The organism is Synechococcus sp. CBW1108, assembly GCF_015840335.1.
GTDB lineage: Bacteria > Cyanobacteriota > Cyanobacteriia > PCC-6307 > Cyanobiaceae > Cyanobium_A.
In genome coordinates this window covers 1-25,816 of record NZ_CP060395.1, presented here as the reverse complement: position 1 = coordinate 25,816, position 25,816 = coordinate 1, and the positions used below count along the sequence as shown (strand labels likewise).

At 64.4% G+C, this 25,816-nt stretch carries 30 protein-coding genes; 23 read left to right on the top strand and 7 right to left on the bottom strand.

Features of this window, described 5'->3' with window-relative positions:
* Positions 1-31: 31 nt before the first annotated feature.
* Complete coding sequence (locus H8F27_RS00155; protein WP_231596406.1) at positions 32-589, bottom strand: hypothetical protein; 558 nt, start codon at positions 587-589, stop codon at positions 32-34.
* A gap of 45 nt (positions 590-634) precedes the next feature.
* The gene (locus H8F27_RS00150; protein ID WP_197149968.1) at positions 635-1,282 is read right to left on the bottom strand and encodes a phosphoribosylanthranilate isomerase; all 648 of its coding nucleotides are present in this window, start codon (positions 1,280-1,282) and stop codon (positions 635-637) included.
* Between the two features lie 83 nt (positions 1,283-1,365).
* On the opposite strand from H8F27_RS00150, the gene H8F27_RS00145 reads away from it, so the two are divergent.
* Entirely contained in the window at positions 1,366-2,640 is a 1,275-nt protein-coding gene (locus H8F27_RS00145) for a site-2 protease family protein (protein WP_197149966.1), read from the top strand.
* On the opposite strand, the gene H8F27_RS00140 is transcribed toward H8F27_RS00145, so the two are convergent.
* Complete coding sequence (locus tag H8F27_RS00140; RefSeq protein ID WP_197149964.1) at positions 2,535-3,365, bottom strand: lipoate--protein ligase family protein; 831 nt, start codon at positions 3,363-3,365, stop codon at positions 2,535-2,537. The genes H8F27_RS00145 and H8F27_RS00140 overlap by 106 nt on opposite strands.
* Before the next feature lie 32 nt (positions 3,366-3,397).
* Between H8F27_RS00140 and H8F27_RS00135 the strand changes: the two genes are divergently transcribed.
* Entirely contained in the window at positions 3,398-4,150 is a 753-nt protein-coding gene (locus tag H8F27_RS00135) for a sulfite exporter TauE/SafE family protein (protein WP_370594443.1), read from the top strand.
* A gap of 34 nt (positions 4,151-4,184) precedes the next feature.
* On the opposite strand, the gene H8F27_RS00130 is transcribed toward H8F27_RS00135, so the two are convergent.
* Complete coding sequence (locus H8F27_RS00130) at positions 4,185-4,655, bottom strand: CRR6 family NdhI maturation factor (protein ID WP_197149963.1); 471 nt, start codon at positions 4,653-4,655, stop codon at positions 4,185-4,187.
* A gap of 102 nt (positions 4,656-4,757) precedes the next feature.
* Here H8F27_RS00130 and psaM point away from each other — a divergent pair, with 102 nt between their 5' ends.
* The 3 genes from psaM (at position 4,758) to H8F27_RS00115 (ending at position 6,368) form a co-directional block, all read left to right on the top strand.
* A complete protein-coding gene (psaM, locus tag H8F27_RS00125) occupies positions 4,758-4,862 on the top strand; it encodes a photosystem I reaction center subunit XII (protein WP_197149960.1) in 105 nt (34 codons plus the stop codon).
* Positions 4,863-5,011: 149 nt separating this feature from the next.
* On the top strand, positions 5,012-5,365 hold the full coding sequence (locus tag H8F27_RS00120; protein WP_197149959.1) for a hypothetical protein: 354 nt from the start codon (positions 5,012-5,014) through the stop codon (positions 5,363-5,365).
* A gap of 28 nt (positions 5,366-5,393) precedes the next feature.
* Positions 5,394-6,368, top strand: a complete 975-nt coding sequence (locus tag H8F27_RS00115) for a protochlorophyllide reductase (RefSeq protein WP_197149956.1) — start codon at positions 5,394-5,396, stop codon at positions 6,366-6,368.
* A gap of 29 nt (positions 6,369-6,397) precedes the next feature.
* On the opposite strand, the gene H8F27_RS00110 is transcribed toward H8F27_RS00115, so the two are convergent.
* Positions 6,398-6,832 carry a hypothetical protein gene (locus tag H8F27_RS00110; protein ID WP_370594442.1) on the bottom strand — a complete coding sequence of 145 codons (435 nt, stop codon included), beginning with the start codon at positions 6,830-6,832 and terminating at the stop codon, positions 6,398-6,400.
* Between the two features lie 245 nt (positions 6,833-7,077).
* Here H8F27_RS00110 and H8F27_RS00105 point away from each other — a divergent pair, with 245 nt between their 5' ends.
* Complete coding sequence (locus tag H8F27_RS00105; protein ID WP_197149954.1) at positions 7,078-7,803, top strand: BMC domain-containing protein; 726 nt, start codon at positions 7,078-7,080, stop codon at positions 7,801-7,803.
* Between the two features lie 40 nt (positions 7,804-7,843).
* On the opposite strand, the gene H8F27_RS00100 is transcribed toward H8F27_RS00105, so the two are convergent.
* Positions 7,844-8,425 (bottom strand): non-canonical purine NTP pyrophosphatase, encoded by a 582-nt coding sequence (locus H8F27_RS00100; protein ID WP_197149952.1) that lies wholly within the window; start codon positions 8,423-8,425, stop codon positions 7,844-7,846.
* Positions 8,426-8,710: 285 nt separating this feature from the next.
* Between H8F27_RS00100 and H8F27_RS00095 the strand changes: the two genes are divergently transcribed.
* The 17 genes from H8F27_RS00095 to H8F27_RS00010 all read left to right on the top strand — a co-directional run bounded on the left by H8F27_RS00095 (position 8,711) and on the right by H8F27_RS00010 (position 24,400).
* Positions 8,711-9,706 (top strand): sodium-dependent bicarbonate transport family permease, encoded by a 996-nt coding sequence (locus H8F27_RS00095; RefSeq protein WP_197149950.1) that lies wholly within the window; start codon positions 8,711-8,713, stop codon positions 9,704-9,706.
* 3 nt (positions 9,707-9,709) lie between these two features.
* Positions 9,710-9,991 (top strand): transcriptional regulator, encoded by a 282-nt coding sequence (locus tag H8F27_RS00090; protein WP_197149948.1) that lies wholly within the window; start codon positions 9,710-9,712, stop codon positions 9,989-9,991.
* A 195-nt stretch (positions 9,992-10,186) separates the two neighbouring features.
* The gene (locus tag H8F27_RS00085; protein ID WP_094559871.1) at positions 10,187-10,498 is read left to right on the top strand and encodes a BMC domain-containing protein; all 312 of its coding nucleotides are present in this window, start codon (positions 10,187-10,189) and stop codon (positions 10,496-10,498) included.
* A 64-nt stretch (positions 10,499-10,562) separates the two neighbouring features.
* A complete protein-coding gene (locus H8F27_RS00080) occupies positions 10,563-11,975 on the top strand; it encodes a form I ribulose bisphosphate carboxylase large subunit (protein ID WP_197149947.1) in 1,413 nt (470 codons plus the stop codon).
* A 32-nt stretch (positions 11,976-12,007) separates the two neighbouring features.
* Positions 12,008-12,349 carry a ribulose bisphosphate carboxylase small subunit gene (locus H8F27_RS00075; RefSeq protein WP_197149945.1) on the top strand — a complete coding sequence of 114 codons (342 nt, stop codon included), beginning with the start codon at positions 12,008-12,010 and terminating at the stop codon, positions 12,347-12,349.
* A gap of 87 nt (positions 12,350-12,436) precedes the next feature.
* A complete protein-coding gene (locus H8F27_RS00070) occupies positions 12,437-14,869 on the top strand; it encodes a CsoS2 family carboxysome shell protein (RefSeq protein ID WP_197149943.1) in 2,433 nt (810 codons plus the stop codon).
* Between the two features lie 7 nt (positions 14,870-14,876).
* Positions 14,877-16,373, top strand: a complete 1,497-nt coding sequence (locus H8F27_RS00065) for a carboxysome shell carbonic anhydrase (protein WP_197149940.1) — start codon at positions 14,877-14,879, stop codon at positions 16,371-16,373.
* Between the two features lies 1 nt (position 16,374).
* Positions 16,375-16,656 (top strand): carboxysome peptide A, encoded by a 282-nt coding sequence (locus tag H8F27_RS00060; RefSeq protein ID WP_197149937.1) that lies wholly within the window; start codon positions 16,375-16,377, stop codon positions 16,654-16,656.
* Positions 16,656-16,907 (top strand): carboxysome peptide B, encoded by a 252-nt coding sequence (locus tag H8F27_RS00055; RefSeq protein ID WP_197149934.1) that lies wholly within the window; start codon positions 16,656-16,658, stop codon positions 16,905-16,907. The genes H8F27_RS00060 and H8F27_RS00055 overlap by 1 nt, the downstream gene beginning before the upstream one ends.
* A 62-nt stretch (positions 16,908-16,969) precedes the next feature.
* Positions 16,970-17,524, top strand: a complete 555-nt coding sequence (locus H8F27_RS18100) for a BMC domain-containing protein (RefSeq protein ID WP_304623216.1) — start codon at positions 16,970-16,972, stop codon at positions 17,522-17,524.
* 5 nt (positions 17,525-17,529) lie between these two features.
* Positions 17,530-18,000 carry a ferritin-like domain-containing protein gene (locus H8F27_RS00040; RefSeq protein ID WP_197149930.1) on the top strand — a complete coding sequence of 157 codons (471 nt, stop codon included), beginning with the start codon at positions 17,530-17,532 and terminating at the stop codon, positions 17,998-18,000.
* Between the two features lie 127 nt (positions 18,001-18,127).
* Positions 18,128-20,002 carry an NAD(P)H-quinone oxidoreductase subunit F gene (locus H8F27_RS00035; RefSeq protein ID WP_255517713.1) on the top strand — a complete coding sequence of 625 codons (1,875 nt, stop codon included), beginning with the start codon at positions 18,128-18,130 and terminating at the stop codon, positions 20,000-20,002.
* 10 nt (positions 20,003-20,012) lie between these two features.
* The gene (locus H8F27_RS00030; protein ID WP_197149924.1) at positions 20,013-21,539 is read left to right on the top strand and encodes an NADH-quinone oxidoreductase subunit M; all 1,527 of its coding nucleotides are present in this window, start codon (positions 20,013-20,015) and stop codon (positions 21,537-21,539) included.
* Positions 21,539-22,678 (top strand): CO2 hydration protein, encoded by a 1,140-nt coding sequence (locus tag H8F27_RS00025; RefSeq protein ID WP_197149921.1) that lies wholly within the window; start codon positions 21,539-21,541, stop codon positions 22,676-22,678. The genes H8F27_RS00030 and H8F27_RS00025 overlap by 1 nt, the downstream gene beginning before the upstream one ends.
* 3 nt (positions 22,679-22,681) lie before the next feature.
* A complete protein-coding gene (locus H8F27_RS00020; protein ID WP_197149920.1) occupies positions 22,682-22,939 on the top strand; it encodes a 4a-hydroxytetrahydrobiopterin dehydratase in 258 nt (85 codons plus the stop codon).
* 31 nt (positions 22,940-22,970) lie between these two features.
* Positions 22,971-23,891, top strand: coding sequence for a CbbX protein (gene cbbX / locus H8F27_RS00015; protein WP_197149918.1), 921 nt, complete (start codon positions 22,971-22,973; stop codon positions 23,889-23,891).
* A 26-nt stretch (positions 23,892-23,917) separates the two neighbouring features.
* On the top strand, positions 23,918-24,400 hold the full coding sequence (locus H8F27_RS00010; RefSeq protein WP_197149917.1) for a hypothetical protein: 483 nt from the start codon (positions 23,918-23,920) through the stop codon (positions 24,398-24,400).
* 12 nt (positions 24,401-24,412) lie between these two features.
* Here the strand turns inward: H8F27_RS00010 and dnaA are convergent, their stop codons facing one another.
* Entirely contained in the window at positions 24,413-25,816 is a 1,404-nt protein-coding gene (gene dnaA, locus H8F27_RS00005) for a chromosomal replication initiator protein DnaA (protein WP_231596405.1), read from the bottom strand.

Genomic DNA, 25,816 nt, shown 5'->3' with positions numbered 1-25,816 from the left:
TAAGCAAATTTCTTCGGCCGGGCGCCTGCCCTTAGGGAGCCGGGAGCACCGGCCCCACAGGTCGGGAAGCCTGGCGTTGGGCCGGGGCACCGGCCGGAGAGACAGCCACCACCAGCATCACTTCGGCTGAAACATCCTGGGGCTGGAGGACATAGCTGGGTCCGGACGCCTCCACGATCAGCAGCCATTGGCTGCTGCCCGGGCTGCGCCGGTACCAGTGGAAGGCCTGGGGAGGCAGGGCCGCCAGCGCGTCCGCCAAGGCCGTGGCCTGCAGCACCTGACCCGCGATGGCCTTACCCTGGAGCGCCAGCTGCTCCAATCCGTTGATCTGCTGCTGAACGGCGCTTTCCAGCTGCAGATCGCTGGAGATCTGCTGACGTAGGGCCTGGATCTGGGCCTGGGGATCGGCACTGACCCCAGGCACGCAGGAGAGCTGGCCATCCACCAGCTGGCAGCCCACCAGGTCCTGGGCCGCCACCCCTTCCGGTATCCAGGCCGGCATCCAGACCGGCATCCAGGCCAGCACCAGGGCCAGGCAGCCGCCCAGGCCCAGCTGGCGTTGGCTTTGTTGTCCAGGGCAGGGACCCATCAGCAGAGGGAAATGTCCAGCTGATTTTGGCGTCAAAAGGCCTTCTCAGCCAGCTGCGCCGAGGGCGCCAACCAGCTCCGCTACAAGCTCGAGGTCCTTGTCGCCAGGCCTGCGCTCCACGCCACTGGAGGCATCGAGGCCAGTGGGGCTCAGCCGGGCCAGCACCGGCGCGACCCGGTCGGCGCGAATGCCCCCCGCCAGCCACCAGGGCAGGGGCGGCTGAAACTGATCCAGCCAGTCAATCGGGATGGGATGGCCCGTCCCACCGAGCTGGTCAGGTAGCCAGGCATCGAGTAGCAGGGCATCGACCACCTCCGCGTAGGCGGCTGCCTGCTGCAGATCCTCCGGGCCGCGGATGCGCAGGGCTTTCCAGAGCTCGCAGCCCAGTTTTTCGCCCAGCTCCCGGCAGCGCTGCGGGCTCTCCGAACCGTGCAGCTGGAGAATCCCATGCCCCCTGTCCGTCCCCAGCTGCTCCAGCGTGGCCCCATCGGGATCGGCCACCACCAACACCCGCTGGCAGCCGGGGGCTGCGGCCTGCACGGCGGCAAACAGGGCCTGCCGTTCGGCCGGATCTACGTATCGAGGCGACCCTGCCACGCCGATCACGCCGATGGCATCGGCGCCCAGAAGGGCGACTGCTGCGGCCTGGGCCGGCTGCCGCAGTCCGCAGATCTTGAGCCGGGGGCGGGGCATGGGTGGGCATCTGGCATGCCACCTTTTTAGGATCAGCTATCTGATGGCGGGCCTGGCCCGGTTGTCGTGCCGGTGGAGGGGCCGTGGGAGAGGGCTGGCAGCTGTTCAAGATCCGCGGGATTCCTCTGCGCATCCATCCGAGTTGGTTTGTGATCCTGGTGCTTGCCACCGCGGCCTTCCAGCAGCAATACAGCCTGAGCCTCAAGGATCCCGTCAGTGCTGGCGTCCTCTGGGCCCTGGGTCTGCTGACGGCCCTCCTGCTGTTCGTCTCAGTTCTCCTGCACGAACTGGGCCATTCCCTGGTGGCCCTGACCCAGGGCGTTCAGGTCAGCAGCATCACCCTGTTTCTGCTGGGGGGGGTGGCCAGCGTGGAGCGGGAATGCAGCACGGCCCGAGGGGCCCTGCTGGTCGCTGCAGCGGGGCCGGCCGTCAGCCTTCTGCTGGGCATGGGTCTACTGGCCGCTACCCACGCTGCAGACCATCTCTCGCCGCTGCTGGGGGCGATGGTTGCCCAGCTCGGCAGCCTCAACCTGGTGCTGGCCCTGTTCAATCTGCTGCCCGGTCTGCCCCTCGACGGCGGCCTGATCGTCAAGGCCCTGGTGTGGCAGATCAGTGGCAGCCAAAGGCGGGGCGTGGAGGTAGCCAACCAATCCGGCCGCATCCTGTCCCTTTTTGCCATCGGCCTGGGCACGGTGCTGCTGCTGCGAGGGGCGGGGCTCAGTGGGGCCTGGTTGATGCTGCTGGGCTGGTTTGGCCTGGGTGCATCCCGCAACCAGCGCCAGATGCTGGTGCTGCAGCGCACCCTCAATGAGCTCAAGGTGCGGGATGCGGCAGGTCGTCGTTTTCGGGTGCTTGAGGCCTCCGGCCCCCTGCGGGAGCTGAGCAGGATCCGCCTGGCCCAGGCCAGTGACGCCGGCCAGGGCGACTGGCTGCTGGTCTGCGATCGCGGCCGCTGGCAGGGGGTCATTGACGACACCCCGCTGCAGCAGCTCCCTGTACAGCGCTGGGATAGCGATCGCATCGGTGACCACATCCAGCCCCTGGACAGCCTTCCTTCGATTCGGGACTCAGCCCCGCTCTGGCAGGCGGTGCAACAACTCGAAGCCAGCGACCGCGACCGCCTGCTGGTGTTCAGCCCCGCCGGCCTGCCCTGCGGCACGATCGAGCGGCCTGAACTCGGGGAGGCCGTGCTCGTCAAGATGGGATTAAAGCTGCCTGCCCCCCTGCTCGAGGCAGCTCGGCGCCAAGGCACCTACCCGCTAGGCCTGGCCCTGCCCCAGGTGGTGCGATCGATGCTGGCCTCCGGTGAAGCCTCCGGCGAAGCCCCTGCCCTGCCAATAGGTAGCCCCTCCGTGTAAGGCCCCAGGCGGGCTCCGATGGCGGCGAGCTCAGCGCCGCTGAGGGCCCCTTCAGTCCATCCTGAGCCGGCTGTTGGCAGCCAGGTCAGGGCCGATCGGATCAGCAGACTTTGCAGGGCGGAGCCCCCTAGGGGCAGCCTGGCCAGCCGGGGAGGCGGGGCGTTGAATACCTGCTGCCAGAGCCCATCTGCTGGCTCGACCAGGATCGAGCCGTGCTGGAGCAGGCAGCCCCTGCGCCAGAGCTGGGCGCTGCCGATGCGCTTGGCCCCATCGGCGTCGACCAGGTCTGCGGCGGTGCCTGAGGCAAAACAGTTGCTGGGCTGCATCGCGCTGGCTTGGCTGCCCGGTTTCAGGGGGTGGCCCAGCTGGGCAAAGGCCTCCAGCAGCCAGCGGCACGCCAGCCCATAGGCCCGCTTGCGCCCCAGTGGCGCCCCGGGCCAGACCAGGCCATAGGTGATCTCGCCGGCATGGAGGACTGCCCTGCCGCCGCTGGGCCGGCGCACCAGATCGATTACCCCGGCGCTGGCCAGTTCGCTCCAGTGGGCTTCCACCTTGCCCTGGTGAAATCCCAGCGACAGGGTTGGACGCTGCCAGCTGTAGAGGCGAAAGCTGGGCGCAGCTTGCTCCAGCAACCAGGCATCGGTGGCCATCTGCCAGGCCCCGCTCCGGCAGGTGCTGGGCAGCAGCCTCAGGGGCGGCATGGGGGATGCTGAAGGAGCCGCCATCACCCCAGATTGCCAGGATGTTGTGGAGCCTGTTGCCCTATCTCCCCCTGGGGTTGCTGGCTGGGCTGCTGTCTGGTCTGCTGGGTATTGGCGGGGGGCTGGTGTTCGCCCCCATGCTCTTGCTGGCGGGGCTGGAACCGCACCAGGCCCTTGCCACCAGCACCCTGGCGATCGTGCCCACCACCCTCGGGTCCACCTGGACGCACCTGGCCAACCGCAGCCTTCCCTGGCGCTCCGCCCTGGCGATTGCCATTGGGGCCGGCCTCGGTGCGGGCCTGTTCAGCCGGGTGAGCCTGGGGGTGCAGGGCTGGCAACTGTTGGCCCTGCAGGCGCTGATGTACGCCGTGCTGACAGCCACCATTCAGCCCCATGGGCCCCCCGAGGTTGGGGGCGAATCCCCCCCCAACCTGCCGGGCCTTTCCGCCGTGGGATGGATGGCGGGATTGGCTACGGGCATGCTCGGCATCGGCGGCGGCCTGGTGATGGTGCCCCTGATGGTGAGGTTCCTGCGGGTGCCCATCCACCTGGCCATTCGCTTCAGCGGCCTGGCTGTGCTGGTTTCCGCCACGGTGGCTTCAACCACCTTCTTCAGGGACGGCCGGGCCCTGCTGCCCATTGGCCTTGCCCTGGGGGCTACGGCCGCCCTGGCCGCCCGCTGGTCCGCCGCCCGCTTGGATCGGGTCAGTGGGGTCTACCTGGTCTGGATGTTGCGGGCCCTCACGATGGTCCTAGGGCTCCAGAGCGGAGGCCACGCCCTGCAGCTGTTGCTTGGGCCGACTGGCTGATCCTGGGCCCAGCCCCCGGGGAGTTGGCCAGAGCTCAGACCGGCGGTAAGTAATTCCAGAACTGGGCATCGAGCTCGAATCCCAGCACCGCAGCCATCTGGGTGAGCCCCTGGCGGATGCCCAGGTTGTGGGATCGGGCCCAGGCATCGAGGCCGAACAGGCGATGGGTCATCCACAGTTCAAGGGCCTCGGGGGCAAAGCGGATCCCCTCGGTGCGACTGAACTGGTGGGGCAGCAGCATGGCCCCATGTCGGGTGAGCTGGCCACTGCCGCGTTCCAGCACCAGGGGCAACCAGGGATATTCCGCATCGGCCCGCAGGGACCAGAGCCGCAGTTCGGCGATCTCAGAGAGTTCGCGGGGATCGTCTGCGGCCTGGGGCCAATCGAAGTTGAGTTCGAGGGATCCGGCCCGTTGCACCAGGGCTGCCGGATCGAGGCTTGCCCAGGGTTGAAGCGGGGCGAGATCGAGGGTGCGGATCTGTTGCTCGGAGATCTCCACGGGCATTAGCAGGTCGGAGCCATCAAGAGCTGTGACAGCAGGGCGGGCGCCGCTGGACCGTAGCCACCGATGGGCAAAGAATGGGATATCCCGTTGATTCCAGCCATCATGGTTTCCACCCTCAGCCTGGCCGAAGTGCTGATTGCCCTGGTGGTGGCAGCCCATGCGGGGGTGCTGGCCGTGCGTCTCTGCTTCTCGCTCTACAAGGCCTGAGTTCCCTTAGGAGCCATTGCCAAGGGGAGCCATTGCCGCTAGAAGAATTGTGTCCCTAAAGGATTGCTTTTCTCGGCATGCGGCAAGTGTCCAGGCCTGCGCCCCCATCTAGGCCTGCGCCAGCATCCAGGCGTGAACAGCAACCCGCTGTGAAGGTTGTTTCAGGGGGCGAAACTGCCGCCTTACATGGCCTCTCACTGGAGCGCCAGGAACTCCTCTGCAGCCTGATTGCCGTGGCCGTGAAGCTGGGCCTGGTGGTTGTGGCCGGCATCAGCCTGGCGCGCCTTACCTCGGCTTACCAGGAGCGGATGGAGCGCCAGGGCGAGCTCGCTGCCGTGCTCGAACTCGAGCAGACCAAGCTGCTGAAGGCAAGGGAACGCTTTGACCAGATGTTCATGTTGGAGGGGGAGCAGCGCCTGATCCGGGAACAGAGCCAGTGGATCGCCCCGAACCGGCTCCGTGTGGTGTGGAACAACCCTGAGCAGGCCCGCCCCAGCCCCTAGGTTGGATCCCGTTTTGTCTCCGGGTTTGATGGCTGAAGCAGTTGGCGCCGGAACGGTTCTGATCACCGGCACCACCTCTGGAGTCGGACTCCATGCCACTAAGGCCCTTGCCGATCGGGGCTGGCAGGTGGTGACCGCCAACCGGGATCCGGTCAGGGCGGCAGCTGCCGCCGACAGTCTGGCTATCCCCTCGGCCCAGCTCAGCCATCTGAGATTTGATCTGGCCGATCTAGACAGTGTGCGGGCTGGGGCGGAAACCCTGGTGGCTTCCCTGGGACGCCCCCTCGATGCGCTGGTGATCAATGCGGCCGTCTACAAGCCCAGGCTGGAGCAGCCTGAGCGCTCCCCCCAGGGCTACGAGATCTCGATGGCCACCAACCATCTGGGCCAATTCCTGCTGATCCACCTCCTCCTGCCTGATCTGGAGCGCTCCAGCCACCCCTCCCGCCGGGTGGTGATCCTGGGCACGGTGACGGCCAATTCAAAGGAGCTAGGCGGCAAGATCCCGATCCCGGCTTCCGCCGATCTGGGCGACCTCGCCGGCTTTAAAGCCGGCTTCCAGGCCCCGATCGCCATGGCCAACGGCAAGCCCTTCAAGCCAGGCAAGGCCTACAAGGACAGCAAGCTCTGCAACATGATCACCACCCAGGAGCTGCATCGCCGTCTGCATGGCAGCACCGGCATCGTGTTCAGTTCGCTGTATCCGGGCTGTGTGGCCGACTCCCCCCTTTTCCGCCATGCCCCACAGGCCTTCCAGAGGATTTTCCCCTGGTTCCAGAAAAAAATCACCGGCGGCTACGTGAGCCAGGCCCAGGCCGGCGAAAGGGTGGCCCAGGTGGTAGCCGATCCAGCCTTCAGTTCTTCCGGGGTGCACTGGAGCTGGGGTAACCGTCAGAAGCAGGGGGGGAAGCAGTTCAGCCAGGAACTCTCCGATAAAGCCAGCAATCCGGATACGGCCCAGGCCATGTGGGAGGAATCCATGAAGCTCGTCGGGCTGGCTTGACGCTGCTGCCCCCGGGGGCGTGCTGGGGCTCAGAAACGGCGCCGGAAGGCATCGTCACTGCGGGAATCGCCCCCTTCGGCCCTAGCCAGCTTCCAGACATTGCGGCTGAGGCGGCGAGCCCTGATTCCAGCCCGTTCCACGCTCTCACTGGTAGGGCGTACGCCTAGCAACTGGCTGACCTCGGCCGTGGTCAGGGGGGCACCGGTCTGGAGTGCCAGCTGGGTGAGTTCGAGGCGCTGACGCAGGGCTGCCAGATCGGCCCGGCCCCCATCATCAGAGTCTGCCCAGATCCAGGGCAGGTCGTTGCCGGATCCCGCCATTTTCTGCATCAAACCCAGGCCGATAAAGGCCAGGGCCTGCTCCGGTTTCACCCCCTGGGCCGCGGCTTCGGCCATCCACTCTGGGAGCGGGGCCGGGCTGGTTGTGGCAGCGGCGGTGCTGGCGGCTTGCTGTCGGCTGGTCATGAACGTCCCATCAACGTTGGCCGGACCCTACCGGCTCCGCAACAATGGGCAAGGGTGTAACCGGGCTCAGGGTTAAGATCCCGGCGCGGCTGCCCAGCTGAAAGGGCAAGCTGCCCGCAGGACCCTTGCCCGCTCGCCAGCCATCTCGAGAAGAACTGGCCCTGCGCCGGAGACGGGAAGGAGCGTCGGCATCTGTAACGGGCACGGGCAGGGTTTCGGTACCTGCGGGCCCCCGTTCTGGATCCTTGGTCACCGGCACCCAGTTGGATAGCGGCAGCTCCGGCGCCAGCTGCGTGATCACCACCGACAGCGAAGGCTCCCGCCTGGCCCGCCAGTCGAGCCAGGTGCAGTCGATCGAGCTGCGCACCTACGTCTTTCTGGATTCACTCCAGCCCCAGCTGGCCGCCTACATGGGCACCGTGAGCCAGGGCTTCCTGCCGATCCCCGGCGACGCCTGTCTCTGGCTCGAAGTGTCGCCCGGCATGGCGGTGCACCGGGTCACCGACATCGCCCTCAAGGCGAGCACCGTGCGCCTCGGCCAGATGATCGTGGAGCGGGCCTTCGGCTCGCTGGCCCTCTATCACCGTGACCAGAGCAATGTGCTCCACTCGGGCGATGTGGTGCTCGAGGCGATCGGCAGCCGGGTGGAGCAGCGCAGCCGTTGCGAGGTGAGCTGGACAGAGATCATCCGTGCCATCACCCCCGACCATGCGGTGTTGATCAACCGTCAGAACCGCCGCGGCTCGATGATCCAGGCCGGCATGAGCATGTTCATCCTGGAAACCGAGCCCGCCGGCTACGTGCTGATCGCCGCCAATGAGGCCGAAAAGGGCTCCAACATCACGGTGGTCGATGTCAAGGCCGTGGGCGCCTTTGGTCGCCTCACCCTGGCGGGCCGCGAAGGCGATGTGGAAGAGGCCGCCGCCGCGGCGATGCGGGCCATCAACCACATCAACAACAGTGCCAGCTGAGGGAGTGCCAGCTGAGGGGTGCCAGCTGAGCTAATCCAGCTCAGCCTCGAATCCCCAGGAGCCGCCGCAGCGCCGGGGCGAGCAACCTCGCTGCCTTACCGCGGCTGCCGAATTTGCTTCTCAAGTGGGGGCCCATCTGGGCATAGGAGCTGCCAGCCTCGCGCACGAAGAGCAGACTGTCGTAGCCACTGCCATGGCCCTGGGGTTGGCGCAGGATTGAACCCCTGCAGATGCCCTCTGCTTCGGCGCGGCTGGCTCCGGAGGGATCGGCCAGCACCATCGCACTGCGGAAACTGGCCCCCCGGTAGAGGGAGTCGCCCAGTTCGTGCAACAGGCGATGAATGCGTTCGTGGTCGGTGGGGGCGTAACGGGCCGAAAAAATTCCGGGTGCGCCGCCCAGGGCATCCACCTCGATGCCGGAGTCGTCCGCCAGGGCCCACTGGCCGGTGAGTCTGGCCACTGCCTGGGCCTTGATCCTCGCGTTGTCGAGGTAGGTGGAGCCCGTTTCCTCAATTTCCAGCCCCGCTGGCTGGGGCAACACTTCCAGCTCAACAAGCTCGAGCATGGCACCGATTTCGGCCACCTTGTGGGGGTTGCCGCTGGCGATCACCAAAGCTGGCATCCACGGTCCCCAGGAGAGGCGCCATTCTGGCCCAGAGGCCCCGTGCATGAACCCAGGGGCGCTCCAGGAGTGGGGAACCGGCCGGGTTGAACATTCCACCCCCCGGAGAACTCCAGGGGTGCCGGTTCCGCCTGCAACATTAGGTAAATAAGCCTAAAAGCCCTGGGCAATGACAGCTTTTTGTTCGGCCCCTGACAGGGGGCGGCCCACTTGGACCACCGGGTTTGGTGGGGATTAGCGTTGCAACTGATCGCCATTTCAGGTGATCAAGCCGGAGTTTTGCCAATGGACTCGAGCTTGATCCTGCAGAACCTGCTCTCCCCTCCGGTTCTGTTCTTTTTTCTAGGTGTGATTGCGGTGCTGGTGGGTTCCGACCTGGAAATCCCCGCGCCCCTACCCAAGCTCTTCTCCCTCTACCTGTTGCTGGCGATCGGCTTCAAAGGGGGGCTCGAATTGCAACACAGCGGTCTGGGCGGCCAGGTACTGCCCACCATTGCGGCCGCCGTGGCGATGTCTCTGCTGGTGCCGGTCTACAGCTTTCTGCTGTTGAAGCTGCGCTTCGATGGCTTCAATGCCGCCGCCATTGCGGCCACCTACGGCTCCATCAGTGCGGTGACCTTCATCACCGCCGAGGGTTTTCTGGAAACCCAGAAGCTGCCCTTTGACGGCTTCATGGTGGCGGCCCTGGCCCTGATGGAATCTCCCGCCATCATTGTGGGACTGTTGCTGGTCAAGCTGGCTTCCCCCCAGCGGCGCCCCGATGCCAAGGAAATGCGCTGGCAAGAGTTGCTTCGGGAGGCATCCCTCAACAGCTCAGTGCTGTTGTTGGTGGGCAGCCTGGTGATCGGCCTGCTTGTTGCGGCCTACAGCCCCGCCAGCGTGGCCAAAATGCTGCCCTTCAGCGAGCAGCTGTTCTACGGAGCCCTTAGCTTTTTCCTGCTGGACATGGGCATCGTGGCGGCCCAGCGCATCCGCGATCTGCGCGAAGCGGGAGCTTTTCTGGTGGGCTTTTCCATAGTGATGCCCCTGTTCAACTCCTTGGTGGGGGTTCTGATCTCCAAGGGACTGGGGCTGGAGCCTGGCAATGCCCTGTTGTTTGTGGTGCTGTGTGCGAGTGCCTCCTACATCGCCGTGCCGGCCGCAATGCGAATGACCGTGCCTGAGGCCAACCCCAGCCTCTACATCTCCATGGCGCTTGGGGTCACGTTCCCCTTCAACATCATTGTGGGAATTCCGCTCTACATGACCCTGGTCAACACCTTCCTTCCCTACCCAGGCTGAGCCATGAAACGTGTGGATCTGATCCTGAGCGAAAGGGAGCTCGACGCGGTGATCAAGGCAATTGATGCGGCCGGAGCGCCGGGCTATTCGGTGCTGAAACACGTCACTGGCAAGGGGCCCCATGGCCTGGTTTCCGACTCCATGGACTTCAGCGGCCTGGGGGCCAACGCCCATGTGATCGTGTTTTGTCCAGAGGAAGTTCTGCCTAAATTGCGCCAGGGGATCCAGCCTTTGCTCGATTACTACGGCGGTGTGGCCTTCGTGGCCGAGGCAGAAGCGCTCTGAGCGGACTCGGCAGAACCCCTGCCGTCACTGGAGTGGCAAGCATTGCCTAACGTTTTGTGTTGCACTGATCAGCTTGGCTTATCTGACGCTGGGCTAAGAGTGATGGCAGGAGATGGGTAAATGGCTTGACGGGGGGTTTGCCTGCCGACCATGGTTGCGAGCGAACATTCCACCCCCCTCCTCCAGGAGCAGGTAATGGCAACTGAAACCATGGGCATCGCCCTCGGCATGATTGAAACCCGGGGTCTGGTCCCCGCGATCGAGGCGGCTGACGCCATGACCAAGGCCGCCGAAGTGCGCCTGATCGGTCGTGAATTCGTTGGCGGCGGCTACGTCACCGTCATGGTGCGCGGCGAAACCGGCGCAGTTAACGCAGCTGTTCGCGCCGGGGCTGATGCCTGCGAGCGCGTCGGCGACGGCCTCGTGGCAGCCCACATCATCGCCAGGCCCCACCGCGAAGTGGAGCCTGCCCTGGGCAACGGCAACTACGCCGGTCAGAAGGACTGAGCCAGAAAGCGTCTGAAGCGCTGATCAACCTCAATCCCCTACCCGCCCCCACCGGAGAAACTCCATGAGCAAGAAGTACGACGCCGGGGTCAAGGAGTACCGCGACACGTATTGGACTCCTGACTACGTCCCCCTAGATACCGACCTGCTGGCCTGCTTCAAGTGCACCGGACAGGAAGGTGTTCCCAAGGAAGAAGTGGCTGCCGCTGTGGCAGCTGAATCCTCTACCGGCACTTGGTCCACCGTCTGGTCCGAGCTCCTCACCGATCTCGACTTTTACAAAGGCCGCTGCTATCGCATCGAAGACGTTCCTGGCGACAAGGAAGCCTTCTACGCCTTCATTGCCTATCCCCTCGATCTGTTTGAGGAAGGCTCAATCACCAACGTGTTGACCTCCCTGGTTGGCAACGTGTTTGGCTTCAAGGCGCTGCGCAATCTGCGTCTCGAGGACATCCGCTTCCCGATGGCGTTCATCAAGACCTGCATGGGTCCTCCGAACGGCATCGTGGTTGAGCGCGACCGCATGAACAAGTACGGTCGCCCCCTGCTGGGTTGCACCATCAAGCCGAAACTCGGCCTGAGCGGTAAAAACTACGGCCGGGTGGTGTATGAGTGCCTCCGCGGTGGTCTCGATTTCACCAAGGATGACGAGAACATCAACTCCCAACCGTTCCAGCGTTGGCAGAATCGTTTCGAGTTCGTTGCTGAAGCTACCAACCTGGCGCAGCAAGAAACCGGCGAAAAGAAGGGTCACTACCTCAACTGCACCGCCGCAACTCCTGAGGAGATGTATGAGCGTGCCGAGTTCGCTAAGGAACTGGGCCAGCCCATCATCATGCACGACTACATCACTGGGGGCTTTACCGCTAACACCGGTCTAGCCAAGTGGTGCCGTAAGAACGGCATGCTGCTGCACATTCACCGTGCCATGCACGCTGTGATTGACCGCCATCCCAAGCACGGTATTCACTTCCGAGTGTTGGCCAAGTGCCTGCGTCTCTCTGGTGGTGACCAGCTGCACACCGGCACGGTGGTTGGCAAGCTGGAGGGCGACCGCCAGTCGACCCTCGGCTATATCGACCAACTGCGTGAATCCTTCGTCCCCGAAGACCGCAGCCGCGGCAACTTCTTCGACCAAGACTGGGGTTCCATGGGCGGCGTCTTCGCCGTTGCCTCCGGTGGCATCCACGTGTGGCACATGCCCGCTCTGGTGGCCATCTTCGGCGACGACTCGGTGCTGCAGTTCGGTGGTGGTACCCACGGCCACCCCTGGGGTTCCGCCGCTGGTGCGGCCGCCAACCGGGTGGCTCTTGAAGCCTGCGTCAAGGCCCGCAACGCCGGTCGTGAGATCGAGATTGAAGGTCGCGACATCCTTCTGGAGGCAGCGAAGCACAGCCCCGAGCTGGCCATCGCCCTGGAGACCTGGAAGGAAATCAAGTTTGAGTTCGACACCGTCGACAAACTCGACGTCAACTGATCAATCCATTTTCATCCACCTAAGGGATCCCCATGCCTTTCAAGAGCACCGTGGGTGACTACCAAACAGTCGCCACCCTGGAGACATTCGGCTTCTTGCCGCCTTTCACCCAGGACGAGATCTACGACCAAATCGCCTACATCATTGCCCAGGGTTGGAGCCCGCTCGTTGAGCACGTCCATCCCAGTAATTCCATGGCCACCTATTGGTCATTCTGGAAACTGCCCTTCTTTGGCGAGAAGGATCTGGGCGTGATTGTGAGCGAGCTTGAGGCTTGCCATCGTGCCTATCCCGACCACCACGTGCGTTTGGTCGGTTACGACGCATATACCCAAAGCCAGGGTGCCTGCTTCGTGGTTTTTGAAGGCCGCTGATTTTTAGCGGCTCGAGGGGGGGTATCTATCGGCTCCATGCCGGCCCCCCCACCTTTCAATTTTTGATCATCCATTCGACGGGCGGACATGGCCAGCACATCCAGCCGGGAAGCAGCTCTGGAGCGCCGCAGGGCCCTCACCAACGGCGGCAAAAAGGCCGCCAACCGGTTCACCTCCGGCAACAGTCGCGTGCGCTCGCTTGAGGACGCGCGTCCCACTCGCACCTCAGCTGCGGCGACCAAGCCCGCAGCCTCTGCGGCGGCGGCGGCGAGTGCCCCGGTGCCCACACCGAGCCGCAGCCTGGCCGTCCCATCTCCGTCTGCCCGGCGCAGCCAGGCCCGGCCAATCGCCAATCCCAGCCGTGATTTGGTGCTCTCCCGCCGGGAGGCCCTCTCTAAGCGCGGTAAGCGTGCTGACACCTCCCGCGATCGCACCCGCACTGACGTGGCCAAGACCGACCTGGCCAAGATCACTGCTAAGGCCACTGCCAAGCCCCCAGTCGCTGCCAATCCCCAGCAAGTTGCTTCAGCTGCTTTGGCCAAGCGTCCGGCCGCCCAGTCCCCCTCCCTCACCAGCCTGAGCAGCCGGGCAGGCCAGGGCAACGATCGGCGGCTCACCCCGAAGCGATCGGCCCAGCGTGATCCCAGTCGAGCCCTGGCCCTAGCCCGCCGCGAAGCCCTATCCAAGCGAGGTAAATCCGCCAATGCCCCTACCAGCACATCGGCGGCGACCCTCTCCCGTCAAGGCAACCCAGATATGAGCGCCCGCGAGCTCTCCCAGAAGCTGCGGGAGCTGCGGGCCAAGGTGGGCAGTGCCGGCACCAGTCGTAACGGCGGCACTCGACCTTCCGGCCCCAACCGCCACGGTTCAAAGCAGGCCGTGGCCGCTGATGCCCATTGGAAAGTGGGCGTCAGCGAAACCAGCAGTGGCCAGGTTGTGACCGGTACCCAGGCGAACCGCTCCCCCAAGACCACCGGTAACGAGGCGGCGACCTGCCGCCCCATTACCGGCACCGAATATCTCGGGGCTGAGGTGTTTCAAGCCTTCTGTCAGAGCGGCCCCGTTGCCACCCAGCCAGCCAAGGTGCGGGTCAGCGCCACCACCCATGGCAATCGCGTCACCGGCAACGAGGTGGGCCGCTCTGAAAAGGTCACTGGCGATGAGCCCGGCACCTGCCAAAATATTACCGGTATGGAATACGTATCTGCCAACCAATCGGCTACCTACTGCGGCGGCAGCAATCCCAGCCCCCGCAAGGTCGGCCGCAGTCAAACCGTCGGAGGCCAACCCGTTTCCGGCGTGATGGTGGGCCGCTCCAGCAATGTGACCGGTGATGAGCCGGGTTCGGGCAGGCAGCTCACCGGCACCCAGTACGTAGGCGGTGACCAGAGCCAGGTGGGGGGGCGGGCACCCACCAAGGTGGCCAGCCTCCATACCCTGCGGGGCACGGGTATCACCGGCACCCATGTGGGCCGCAGTGAGCACGTTACCGGCGATGAACCCGGCAGCTGCCGCCTGGTGACGGGGGACGAATATGTGGGCAGCCAGCAGTTTTCTGATTTCTGCGGCACCAAGCCGGCCCCGGAGGCCGCCAAGGTGGGCTTCAGTGTCACCAACAAAGCCCAAGTCGTGAGCGGTACCCGCACAGGTCGCTCCACCAACGTCACCGGCGACGAGCCCGGTACCTGCAAGGTGGTCACAGGCACCCCCTATGCAGGGCTGGAGCAGGCCGGTGATTTCTGCTCCAGCAAGGCCGTCGGCGAGATCCGCCAGCGCACCCCGGTGCGGGGCGCCAACCGCATGAGCGGTATTCAGCCCGGCATTGGCGGAGCCTTGACGGGAGCCGGGCGAGGCGCCTGTGAGGACGTGACCGGCACGCCCTACATCGGTAACGACCAACTGCTGGCAGCCTGTGGAGCCGCCGCCGACCAGGATTCAGACTTTCCCCAGCCCCTTGGCGGCAGCCAGCCCTGGCAGCAATTCAGCATCCAGTCGCCATCGAGGGCAGCCCACCTGGCTCGAGAACGTACCGGCGGAGTCACGGGCACCAGTTACGAGCAAGGGAGCAGGATTACCGGCCCTTTTGATCTGGCCGGTGGCATGGTCACCGGCACTGAGCAGTTCCGCTTCGATCGCCGTGGCAGCCAGCAGGCCCGCGGCCCGCTGGTGCAGCCAGCAGCACTCGTGCAAGCAGCACCACTCTCTCAAGCACCACTCGCTCAAGCAGCACCAGTTGGGGAGCAGGGCGAGCGGCCCACCTCCAGGGTCACCGGCGAAGGGATCTCAGCCGGCCTGAAGATCACCGGCGATGACTGGGACCGGGGTGATCGGGTCACGGGCACCGAAGGTGTTTCGGCCCGTCGCCGCAACCCCACCAGGCCCGGTTCGATGCAGGCCATGCCCAGCTACCAGGCCAAGCGCAACGAGGAGAAGCCCGAGCCCGTGAGCCGGGTGACCGGCTCCAGTGGCAACACCACTGCTGGCTCCCTGATCACGGTTTCCGGTGGGGCCCGCGGCTGAATCCCTGATGCCCCGTCGTCCCACCGCCACTCCCTATCGCCCGATGGCCCCCACGGCCCCCCGTCGCCGGCCCCTCGGTGGCGGCGCCAGCGGAGTAGGGCTCCATCCCCTCACCGACCGTCAGGCGAATGGGACCCTGCAGGCTTACGACGAGCGGGTGAAGGGTGCCTTTGATCGCATCGTGCCCCTGCTCAAGCGCCTTTCGGCTCTCCAGCACGAGGCTGATTTCATCGAGCAGGCCCAGCGTCTAGCTCTTTTGGAGCTTGGCTTTGCCTTGCCTTTGCCAATTCTGGAGAAGGCCTGGGTCAGCCAACTTGACATGGCCAGCCTGTTTGCCTGGTGTGTGTTCGAAACCTACGAGCAGACCAGTGAGGCCTTTTTTCAGCAGGATCCCTTGGCCGGCAAGCCCGGCAGCCCGGCAGCAGAGGCTTTCAACGCTTTCCTGCTCTCCTGTGGCTTCCATCTGCTCGATATCACCCCCTGCTCCGATGGCCGGCTGGCCCATGCGGTGGCCTACGCCCTGAGGCTTCCCTTTAGCTCGGTGAGGCGCCGCTCCCATGCAGGAGCCCTGTTCGATGTGGAGAACACAGTGAACCGGTGGGTGAAGACCGAGCACCGCCGCTACCGCGAAGGTCTGCCCAATCCAGCCCACGACGACACGCGCTACCTCAAGGTGGTTCTATACCACTTCAGCTCCAAGGACCCCAGCCACGAGGGCTGCGCGGCCCATGGCAGCGACGATGCCCTGGCGGCCTCCTGTGGTCTCGCCCGGCTGAAGGATTTTCAGCAAGCGGTGGAGAACAGCTTCTGCTGCGGAGCCTCAGTGGATCTGCTGCTGATCGGCATCGACACCGACACAGACGCCATTCGCGTGCATGTGCCAGGCCTCGACGGCAGCACCAATCTGGAGCGCTGGCTCGATGCCCAGGCTGTCTATGAAGCCACCTGCACGCTTAACAGCGATGGCGGCCGGGCCCGCATTGAGGCGATGGTGGAAGAGGCCGCGGCCAGCTCCCCCGACCCTGGCATGGTGAAGCTGGTTGCCAGGTTGCTGGAGAATAACCTCTCCCAGATTGACTATGTGCGTCAGCTCCACGGCGGCAGCTACGTAGATGCGGGTCATGCCGAGCGGTTTATTGGTGTGGGGATTGGTTTCAAGGAGATCCATTTGCGCAATCTCACCTATTTCGCCTACATGGATACGGTGGAAGAAGGGGCTCCTGATTTAGATGTGGGCATCAAGATCTTCAAGGGTCTCAACGTTTCCCGCGGCCTGCCAGTGCCGGTTGTGGTGCGTTTTGATTACAACGGCCAGGTTCCCGGGGCCCGCGACCGCGCCATCCGCCGCTGCCAGCGGGTGCAGGCCGCCATTGAAAGCCGCTACGCCGACCTATTCAGCCAGGGGTTGCTGCACGCACTCCTAACAGTTCGCGAGCAGGACCGCCATACCCCTGCAGAGGCGGTAGGTTCCACCATCACGTTCGCGAGCGCAGGAGGACACTGAAATGTTGATCTGCAAGGTGGTCAAACCCCTGGTCTCAACCAACCGCATCCCCGATTTCGAGCACAAGCACCTACAGGTTGTGCTCGATGGCAGCAGTCAGAAGGTCGCCGTCGATGCGGTCGGCTGCATTCCAGGCGACTGGGTGATCTGCGTTGGCAGTTCCGCTGCCCGGGAAGCTGCCGGCAGCAAGTCCTACCCCAGCGACCTCACCATTGTTGGCATCATTGACCACTGGGATCCGGATGCCGGCAAGGCCCCAGCTCCTGCGGGAGGGGTTTCTTGATGGAAATCATGCAGGTCACCGGTTCACTGGTTTGTAGCCAAAGGGTGACTGGTCTTAATCATTCCAATCTGCGCATCCTGCGCAACAACAAGGGCAAGCTCAGCGTCGCCGTTGATCCGGTGGGGGCCTCCCCCGGCAACTGGGTTTTTACCGCCAGCGGCTCAGCGGCCCGCTTTGCCTGCGGTAATCCCGAGGTGCAGACCGATCTGACGATCGGCGGAATCATCGATTTCTGGGAGCCCGACGGCTAGGTCGCCCGGATAGTTCGCTGTCCGTCCGACCTGCCTACCCACCAGCCCCCTACCCCTGAGCCATGGCCACCCCCTCCCCCCAAAGCGATCCCGCTGCCGCAGCCACCCCCGCCCCCGCGGCGGCGGCAGAGGCAGCGGCAGCGTCACCTGGGGCGGCCAGTTCAGCTGCGGCGGCGGGGGCCCCCAGGGCCCTAGCTGCCGCAAAACCGGCGGCTAGCAAGCCCCGCACCGCCGCCGCCGGTTCCCGTTCCCGTACCGGTGGCGGCGCCGGTACCAATCGTCCATCCACCCCTTCGAGCAACAAAGCCATGGCTCCTTCCATTCAGGGCATTGCCCTCGGCATGATTGAAACCCGTGGCCTGGTGCCTGCCATTGAGGCCGCCGACGCCATGACCAAGGCTGCGGAAGTCACCCTGATCGCCCGTGAATTTGTGGGCGGCGGCTATGTCACCGTGATGGTCCGGGGTGAAACCGGTGCTGTCAACGCAGCAGTCAGGGCCGGCGCCGATGCCTGCGAGCGCGTTGGCGATGGCCTGGTCGCCGCCCACATCATTGCCCGCCCCCACAGTGAAGTGGAGCCCGCCCTGATCGCCACTGAAACCACCCGCCGTCTTTGATTCCCATGGGCGCCGTTCATCCGCGCGTCCTGGGTTATCTCGGTCGCGCCCTTAGCCTTGAACTCTCGGCTGTGCAGCAGTACATGACCCAGGGCTCCCTTATGGAGCTTTGGGGCGATCCAGAGGCTGCCGAGCGCTTTCGCCGCGAAACCGTGGAGGAAATGCAGCATGCGGAGCGGATCATCCAGCGCATGCTTGCCTTGGGGGTGGTGCCGGCCGCTTCCCAGCTGAGTCCCGTCAGTCAAGCCCCCGACCTGGTTGGCTTGCTGAGGCTCAACCTCAACCTGGAAGCCGCCCTGATCAATCACTACGCAGAGGCCTTGCGCTTCTGCATGCTGGTGGGCGACACCTACAACCAGGGATTCTTTGAGGCCCTCTGGTCAGACGAACAACACCACGGTGACGATCTGCGCGCCTGGCTGGCCAGCCTCGGGGCCAGTGCCAGCGCCGCTTCGATGGAGAGGGCCACCTTTTAATGCAACCAGCTAAAGCAACCGGCTAAAGCAACCGGCTTAGACCAGGCCCACAGGCCGAGAACTACCTGGGGGGCGCCGCCGCTGCTCCGCTCCATCCTCAACTCTGCTGCACGAAGCCCTATTCCCCTTGTCCGCCCCACCCCTGCCCCTGTCGATCCAGCTGGTCTGGATGGTCCCCCTATACGGGTTCAGCGGCATGGTGCTGTCGCTGCCGTGGGCGGCCGGCTGGTTCAAGCGCAACGGCCCCCGTCCGGCCGCCTACCTCAACCTGCTGGTGACCCTGCTGGCTGTGATCCACGGCAGCCTTATCCTCCAGCAGGTTTGGGCAATCGGCCCCCAGCACCTGGAAATTGGTTGGTTCCAGGCTGCCGACCTCGACCTGCGCATCGGCTTCGATCTCTCGCTCACCAACCTGGCGGCGCTTGAGCTGGTCACCGGCATGAGCCTGCTGGGCCAGGTGTATGCCCTCGGTTATCTCGATAAGGAATGGGCCCTGGCCCGCTTCTATGCCCTGGTGGGCTTTTTTGAGGGGGCGCTTGCCGGCGTGGTGCTGAGCAGCAGCCTGTTCATGAGTTACTTCCTGCTGGAGATGCTCACCCTGTCCACCTATCTGTTGGTGGGCTTCTGGTATGCCCAGCCCCTGGTGGTGACCGCCGCCCGCGATGCCTTCCTCACCAAAAGGGTGGGCGATGTGCTGCTGCTGATGGGCATGGTTGCCCTTTCAGCCTGGGCGGGCTCGATGGAGTTCGGTGATCTCTACGTCTGGGCGGCTGAGGCCGACGCCAGCGGCGCCCTCACCCCCCTGGCCGGCACCTTGCTGGGGCTGGGGCTGATCGCCGGGCCCATGGGTAAGTGCGCCCAGTTCCCCATGCACCTCTGGCTCGATGAGGCTATGGAGGGGCCGAATCCGGCCTCGATCCTGCGCAATTCGGTGGTCGTCACCGCCGGCGCCCTGGTGCTGATCAAGGTGATGCCGCTGCTGCGCTTCTCCCCCCTGCCCACCACCGTGCTGCTGGTGGTGGGCACGATCAGTGCGGTCGCTGGCGCCCTGGTGGCGATCGCCCAGGTGGATATCAAACGGGCCTTCTCCTACTCCACCACCTCCTACCTGGGGCTGGTGTTCATCGCCATCGCCCTGCAGCAGCCGGCGATTGCCCTGCTGTTGCTGTTTGCTCACGGACTGGCCAAGGCCCTGATCTTCATGAGCGTGGGCAGCATCATCGCCACCACCAACTGCCAGGACCTGACCGAACTCGGTGGCCTCGGCTCCCGAATGCCCGCCACCACCACCGCCTACCTGGTGGGTAGCGCCGGCCTGGTGGGCCTGCTGCCCCTGGGCTGCTTCTGGTGCTTCGGGCTCCTGGTGGAGGCATTTGCCAGCCAGTACCCCTTCTTTGCCGCCGTTCTGCTGCTCACCAACGGTCTGACAGCCTTCAACTTCATCCGGGTATTTCGCCATGTGTTCATGGGCCCGGCCCTGCCCAAAACCAAGCGCGCCCCCGAGGTGAACTGGTTGATGGCCCTGCCGATGGTGAGCCTGACGGTGCTGGTGGTGTTGATGCCCCTGCTGATGGCGCGCATCGATTCGGTGCCAGGCATAGCGTCCTTCTCCTGGCCCGTGGCCCTGGCCGTCGCCGCCAGCGGCCTCATTGGGGCGGTGGGCGGCTCCCTGGTGCCCCTGAACAAGTTCTGGTCCCGCTCGATGACCCGGTCGCTGCGGCTGCTGCAGGACCTGCTCGCCTCCGACTTCTACACCGACCGGATTTACCGCGCCACGATCGTGGCGGCGGTGGCGGGTCTGGCCCGGCTCTCGAACTGGATCGACCAGACCCTGGTGAATGGCCTGGTCAACGGGATCGGCCGGCTGTCGCTGGCCAGCGCCGAGGGGCTCAAGCTGGGGGTGAGCGGCCAGCTGCAGAGCTATGTGCTTACGGTGCTTGCGGCGATCCTGTTGCTGCTGGCCTCCCTGCAGTGGTTGCCGCTGCAGGGGCTGCGCGGATGAGGAGAACAAGATGCTGAGCCTGCTGCTGCTGATTCCCTTTGCCGGAGCCCTGTTGCTGGCCCTCTGGCCCGGGCGGCCGGCGGAGGGGCGCATGCGCACGGTGACCCTGGTGGTGTTGGGCCTGCAGCTGGCCTGGAGCCTGGTGGTGCTGGCCCGCTTCGACCCCGCCAACAGCGCCATGCAGTTGCAGGAATCCCTGCCCTGGGTGGACAGCCTGGGCCTCGAATACAAGCTCGGGGTGGATGGCCTCTCGCTGCCCTTGGTGCTGATCAACGCTGCTCTGACACTGGTTTCGGCCATCTGCACCCGCGATATCGACAAGCGGCCGCGCGTCTACTTTCTGCTGCTGCTGGTCATTAGTGGCGCCGTGAATGGGGCCTTTCTGGCCGAAAACCTGCTGCTCTTTTTCCTTTTCTACGAGCTCGAACTGATTCCCCTCTGGGGCCTGATTGCCATCTGGGGCGGAGTGAACCGGGCCTATGCGGCCACCAAGTTTTTGATCTTCACTGCCGTTTCCGGCATGTTGATCCTGGGAGCTTTTCTGGGGCTGGCCCTGTTGACGGGCACCGCGGACTTCAGCCTCACGCCGATCACCGGCGAACGGCTGGCCATGGGCAGCCAGCTGCTGCTACTTGGCGCCCTGCTGATCGGCTTCGGCATCAAGGTGCCCCTGTTCCCCTTCCACAACTGGCTCCCCGATGCCCACACCCAGGCCTCCACGCCGGTTTCGGTGCTGCTGGCCGGGGTGCTGCTGAAGCTGGGCACTTATGGGTTACTGCGTTTCTGCATGGGCCTCTTCCCCGAGGCCTGGGGCCTTTTGGCCCCTGGCCTGGCGATCTGGGCGGCGGTTTCGGTGCTGTTTGGTTCGCTGGCGGCGATCGCCCAGAAGGACATGAAACGCATGGTGGCCTACAGCTCCGTCGGCCACATGGGCTACATCCTGCTGGCTGCAGCAGCGGCCACACCGGTGGCGATCCTGGGGGCAGTTTTCCAGATGGTGGCCCACGGCCTGATCTCAGCCCTGCTGTTTCTGCTAGTGGGAATCGTGTACCGCAAAACCGGCACCCGCGACCTCACCGTGTTGCACGGCTTGCTCAACCCCGAACGGGGCCTGCCATTTACCGGCACGTTGATGATCGTGGGGGTGATGGCCAGCGCCGGCATGCCTGGCATGGCTGGCTTTATATCTGAGTTCATGGTTTTCCGCGGCAGTATCGGCGCGTTCCCCCTTGCCACCCTTCTTTCGATGGTGGGTTCGGGGCTGACGGCTGTTTACTTTTTGCTGCTGGTAAACCGGGCCTTCTTCGGCCGGCTGGCGGTTACTCCACCCACCGATCCAGTGGCCCATGGCCGGCTTGATGTGAATCTGGCTGCGGTGGCCCCGCGGGAAACCATCCCGGCGATGGCCCTGGCTGTGGCGGTGTTTGCGATCGGCCTGCTGCCCTACGGCCTGGGCCGCCTGAGCGAGGCCGCCAGCACGGCCATGGTCCAGCTGCCAGCCCTGGCGGCCGCCGTGTATTCCGGAGGCCTGGGCTGATGCCGATCATTTCTGCTGAACTGGTGCGCAGCGGCGGCATGCCCAGCGCCGCCGAGCTGGAGGCCTCCCTGCTGGCCGGCCAAACCCTGCTGAGCAACACGGCCGAGCACCTGATCGAGGTGGTGGATGTGCTGGATAGTTACGGGCAGGTGCTCGATGCCTACAGCAAAAACCTGATCTTCCAGGCCGAGCAGCAATTTCTGCTGCCCTTCCCACTCTTTAAATATCTCGATGGTGATAAGAGTGTGGCCAAGATCTGGCGCCATCTCAATCACGACCGGATCAATTTCGAGTATGCCGAATACTGCATGAAAGCCATGCTCTGGCATGGCACTGGCGGCCTCGATGCCTATCTGGATTCGGATCCTTTTGCCGCCAATTGCCGCGCCATCATTGGCCGCAAGACCCGCCGCGATCCCCTGCTGGCTCTGCTCCACCCTGTGTTTCGGGGCTTCCTGATCGAGCTGATCCGTACAGCGGCCACCACCTCTGCCCTGGGTCAGTTCTGGCGGGTGATGAGCGATCTTTTCCTGGATCTGGCCGCAGCCGAGGCGGCTGGGCGGATCAGCTCGATCGAAGCGGTGGTGGAATTTATCAAGGACGGTCTGGTGGCCGCCGCCGGCAAGCCGATCACCTATGCGGTGGAGATCGAGGGTGAACGGATGTGGGTGTTGCCGCCGGAGGCCGGCCTCACCTTCCTTGCGGATGTGGCCGTGCCCTATGTAGAGGCCGTATTCCTGAGGGGATTGCCTTTTCTGGGCACGGTGAGTTTCAACGCCCAGGCCCAGCAGATCTCGCCGGACCAAGGCCAGTTTGCCTACGGCGCTCTCTACGCCGATCCCCTGCCGAGCATGGGGGCCGGCGTGCCTCCCAGCCTGCTCATGCAGGACATGTTCCGCCATTTGCCGGAGCGGTTGCACCAGTTGTATCGCCAGCGCGGCCGGGGCGAGGGGGACGTGCGCGTCAAGATCTGCATGAGCTTCCAGAAGTCGATGTTCTGCGTCACCAATGCCGCCATCCGCGGCACCTTCCCCAGCCCGCTTAGCACCCAGGATCCAGCTGAGCAGGCAGCCAACCGCGCCTATGCCGCAGCCTGGGCCAGCCGCCTGGCGGTGGCCCGCACCGATTGCCTGGATTGATTTATGGACCAAGCCTGGACTCCCCGCCCCAAACCCGACCAGCCTGAGCGGCTGGAGAGGCGACTGGAATTTGACGATTACGCCACAACCCGCGACTTTCTCGAGCGGCTCAATGCCCTGTGCGAGCAGCAGCAACGTTTCCCCGATATCAGCTTCGGCCGCACCTACGTCAACCTCACCCTGCGGGCTGAGGCTGACAACACCCCCATTGGGGAGCCTGAGTGGGCCTTTAGTGCAGCGATTGACGGGCTGATCTGCTGATTTTCTGCAACCATGTTCTCCCTTTATTGGCATGGGTTACCCCTCTGACGACACCCTGATCGACCTGCAATCGGCCTATGACGGGGCGGGTATCCAGGCGATGCTGGACCAGCTGGACCGGGAGCTGATCGGCCTGCGGCCAGTGAAGGCCCGGATCCGGGAGATCGCTGCCCTGTTGGTGGTGGATAGGGCGCGTCAGCAGGTGGGCCTGGAGACCACCCCGCCGAGCCTGCACATGTCGTTCACGGGGCGGCCGGGCACCGGCAAGACCACGGTGGCCGAGCGTATGAGCAATATTCTGCATGGCCTGGGCTACGTGCGCAAGGGCCATGTGGTTACCGCTACCCGCGACGACCTGGTGGGTCAGTACATCGGCCACACGGCCCCTAAAACGCGGGAGATGCTCAAAAAAGCGATGGGCGGCGTGTTGTTCATTGATGAGGCTTACTATCTATACCGCCCGGAAAATGAGCGCGACTATGGCGCCGAGGCGATTGAAATCCTGCTCCAGGTGATGGAGGGCAACCGGGATGATCTGGTGGTTATCTTTGCTGGCTATAAGGAGCGGATGGATATTTTCTATCAAAGCAACCCAGGCCTCTCCTCCAGGGTGGCAAACCACATTGATTTTCCCGACTACTCTGCTGCGGAGCTGCTGGCGATCGCCCAATTGATTCTCGCTGCTGAAAACTACCGCTTCAGCGAAGAAGCCAGCCTGGCCTTTGCCGAATATATCCAGCGCCGCATGCAGCTGCCCTTTTTTGCCAACGCCCGCTCGATTCGCAATGCGATCGACCGGGCCCGCATGCGCCAGGCCAACCGGCTATTCAGCCGCATGGGCAGCCCACTCACCAAGCTGGATCTGATGACACTCGAAGCGGTGGACATCACGATCAGCCGGGTGTTTGCCGGCGAACTGGAGGGAGGCGACCCGGCCAGGCCGCTTTCGTAAGTTAGAACCCCCCTCCCCTGTCCCCCATGCGCTTTTCGATCCCCTCCCGCCAGCTGCTTCCCCTGGCCCTTGCTTTGGGGCTGGGCCTGGCCCAGCAGCCAGCTACCGCCGCGCCCACCTGCACCTTCCTGTCGCCGGTGGGTGGAGACGGCGTCTCGCCGATCGTTTCAAAGTCGGTGGGGCGAGGCAAGTTGATCGGTAAGACCAACTGGAATACCGACTTCTTTGTGACCAAGCCCTACACCAGTTATAAGTTCTTTTTTACCGCCAATTCCTCCGATGCCAAGGCCCAGTACCCGATTGAGGGGTATATGAAATTCAGTGATGGATCGAATCTGCAGCTGTTCAATACCCTGATGAACCCGCCGCTGGGCACTGGCAAGATGTTTGGCCCCTTCCCAGCGGTTCCCGGCAAGCAGACCTCCCAGATGAACTTCAAGGTGGGAGCCAGCAACGACCCCGCCGCCCTGGGCTTCAGCTATCGGATCTCAGTCCAGGGCTGCCGTTGAGCCTGGCTGGAACTAGCGGCGCTTGCGGGAATCGATCTGCAGCAGGTCTCGCACCTGCTGCACCTGGCGTGAAAGGGCGGGATCGCTGTTGAGCTTGAGGTCGATCTGCTCGACGGCGTACATCACCGTGGAGTGGTCCTTGCCGCCGAAGGCCTCGCCGATGCGCGGCAGGCTCAGGTTTGTGCTCTGGCGCATCAGGTACATGCCCACCTGACGGGCCCTGCTGACGGCCCGTTTGCGACTGGCGCTGAGCATTTCTTCGATGCCGACGCCAAACACCTCCGCCACCTTTTCGATTACCTGGATCGGTTTGACCTCCACATCGCCACCGGCTGGATCGAGCATCGGTGCCACCGATTCCACCGTCATCGGCAGGCCGGTGATGGAGGCGAAGGCCACCGCCCGGGTCAGGGCCCCTTCCAGCTCGCGGATATTGGAGGTGAAGCGGCCGGCGATGAACTGGATCAGGTCGCGGGGCAGCACCATCTGCTCTTGTTCGGCCTTCTTGTGCAGGATGGCCATGCGGGTTTCCAGGTCTGGTGCCTGGATGTCGGCGATCAGTCCCATCGAGAAGCGGGAGATCAGCCGCTCCTGCATCTTCGGGATCTGGTTTGGGGGCCGATCGGAGGCGATCACGATCTGGCGGCCCGCCTCATGGAGGGCATTGAAGGTGTGGAAAAACTCTTCTTGTGTGTACTCCTTGCCCTCGATGAACTGGATGTCATCCACCAGGATCAGATCGGCGGCTCGGTAGCGGTCGCGAAAGGCCTGCATGCTGTCTTTGCGGATCGCCTGAATCAGGTCATTGGTGAAGGATTCGCTGCTCACGTAGAACACCCGCGCCTCCGGGTTTATCTCCAGCCGGTAGTGGCCGATCGCCTGCATCAGGTGGGTTTTGCCCAGCCCCACCCCGCCGCAGAGAAAGAGGGGGTTGAATTCCCGCCCGGGCGCCTCAGCCACCGCCAGGGAGGCCGCATGGGCCATGCGGCTGTTGGGCCCCACCACAAAGCGGTTGAACACGTAGCGGGGGTTCAGCCCCGGAGCCACCTTGCGGGGCGTCTCACCGGTGGCTTTGGTTGGCGCTGGCTGGCCGGCAATGGGCTTGGCGGCACCATTGCCCGTGCCAGGGCCGGCTGGGGCGATCAGGACATCCTCGTCGCTGGCCGCGCTTACCAGCACCTGCACCCGCCTACCGGCGATCTCGCTGGCGACAGCCTCGATCGTGCCGAGATAGTTCTTGCTCAGCCAGCCGCAGGCGAAGTTGTTCGGGGCTTCCAGCCGCAGCTGATCTGCACTGAAGCCCCTGCACCGGGCGGGGCGGATCCAGGTTTCGAAGGTGGGTTTGCTGAGGTTGGCCTGGAGGGCCTGCTGAACCTGGTGCCACAGCTCTTCTCCCTGCTGCACCGCCTGCTCCAC

What these genes read in the sequence shown, in the direction of transcription:
- psaM (WP_197149960.1), top strand. Translation starts at nt 4,758, where the DNA reads ATGGTTTCCACCCTCAGCCTGGCCGAAGTGCTGATTGCCCTGGTGGTG.
- H8F27_RS00075 (WP_197149945.1), top strand. Translation starts at nt 12,008, where the DNA reads ATGCCTTTCAAGAGCACCGTGGGTGACTACCAAACAGTCGCCACCCTG.
- H8F27_RS00020 (WP_197149920.1), top strand. Translation starts at nt 22,682, where the DNA reads ATGGACCAAGCCTGGACTCCCCGCCCCAAACCCGACCAGCCTGAGCGG.
- H8F27_RS00025 (WP_197149921.1), top strand. Translation starts at nt 21,539, where the DNA reads ATGCCGATCATTTCTGCTGAACTGGTGCGCAGCGGCGGCATGCCCAGC.
- H8F27_RS00100 (WP_197149952.1), bottom strand. Translation starts at nt 8,425, where the DNA reads ATGCCAGCTTTGGTGATCGCCAGCGGCAACCCCCACAAGGTGGCCGAA.
- H8F27_RS00155 (WP_231596406.1), bottom strand. Translation starts at nt 589, where the DNA reads ATGGGTCCCTGCCCTGGACAACAAAGCCAACGCCAGCTGGGCCTGGGC.
- H8F27_RS00040 (WP_197149930.1), top strand. Translation starts at nt 17,530, where the DNA reads ATGGGCGCCGTTCATCCGCGCGTCCTGGGTTATCTCGGTCGCGCCCTT.
- H8F27_RS00030 (WP_197149924.1), top strand. Translation starts at nt 20,013, where the DNA reads ATGCTGAGCCTGCTGCTGCTGATTCCCTTTGCCGGAGCCCTGTTGCTG.
- cbbX (WP_197149918.1), top strand. Translation starts at nt 22,971, where the DNA reads ATGGGTTACCCCTCTGACGACACCCTGATCGACCTGCAATCGGCCTAT.
- H8F27_RS00070 (WP_197149943.1), top strand. Translation starts at nt 12,437, where the DNA reads ATGGCCAGCACATCCAGCCGGGAAGCAGCTCTGGAGCGCCGCAGGGCC.
- H8F27_RS00095 (WP_197149950.1), top strand. Translation starts at nt 8,711, where the DNA reads ATGGACTCGAGCTTGATCCTGCAGAACCTGCTCTCCCCTCCGGTTCTG.
- H8F27_RS00130 (WP_197149963.1), bottom strand. Translation starts at nt 4,655, where the DNA reads ATGCCCGTGGAGATCTCCGAGCAACAGATCCGCACCCTCGATCTCGCC.
- H8F27_RS00080 (WP_197149947.1), top strand. Translation starts at nt 10,563, where the DNA reads ATGAGCAAGAAGTACGACGCCGGGGTCAAGGAGTACCGCGACACGTAT.
- H8F27_RS00060 (WP_197149937.1), top strand. Translation starts at nt 16,375, where the DNA reads ATGTTGATCTGCAAGGTGGTCAAACCCCTGGTCTCAACCAACCGCATC.
- H8F27_RS00065 (WP_197149940.1), top strand. Translation starts at nt 14,877, where the DNA reads ATGCCCCGTCGTCCCACCGCCACTCCCTATCGCCCGATGGCCCCCACG.
- H8F27_RS00110 (WP_370594442.1), bottom strand. Translation starts at nt 6,832, where the DNA reads ATGACCAGCCGACAGCAAGCCGCCAGCACCGCCGCTGCCACAACCAGC.
- H8F27_RS00150 (WP_197149968.1), bottom strand. Translation starts at nt 1,282, where the DNA reads ATGCCCCGCCCCCGGCTCAAGATCTGCGGACTGCGGCAGCCGGCCCAG.
- H8F27_RS00090 (WP_197149948.1), top strand. Translation starts at nt 9,710, where the DNA reads ATGAAACGTGTGGATCTGATCCTGAGCGAAAGGGAGCTCGACGCGGTG.
- H8F27_RS18100 (WP_304623216.1), top strand. Translation starts at nt 16,970, where the DNA reads ATGGCCACCCCCTCCCCCCAAAGCGATCCCGCTGCCGCAGCCACCCCC.
- H8F27_RS00115 (WP_197149956.1), top strand. Translation starts at nt 5,394, where the DNA reads ATGGCTGAAGCAGTTGGCGCCGGAACGGTTCTGATCACCGGCACCACC.
- H8F27_RS00010 (WP_197149917.1), top strand. Translation starts at nt 23,918, where the DNA reads ATGCGCTTTTCGATCCCCTCCCGCCAGCTGCTTCCCCTGGCCCTTGCT.
- H8F27_RS00140 (WP_197149964.1), bottom strand. Translation starts at nt 3,365, where the DNA reads ATGGCGGCTCCTTCAGCATCCCCCATGCCGCCCCTGAGGCTGCTGCCC.
- H8F27_RS00085 (WP_094559871.1), top strand. Translation starts at nt 10,187, where the DNA reads ATGGCAACTGAAACCATGGGCATCGCCCTCGGCATGATTGAAACCCGG.
- H8F27_RS00055 (WP_197149934.1), top strand. Translation starts at nt 16,656, where the DNA reads ATGGAAATCATGCAGGTCACCGGTTCACTGGTTTGTAGCCAAAGGGTG.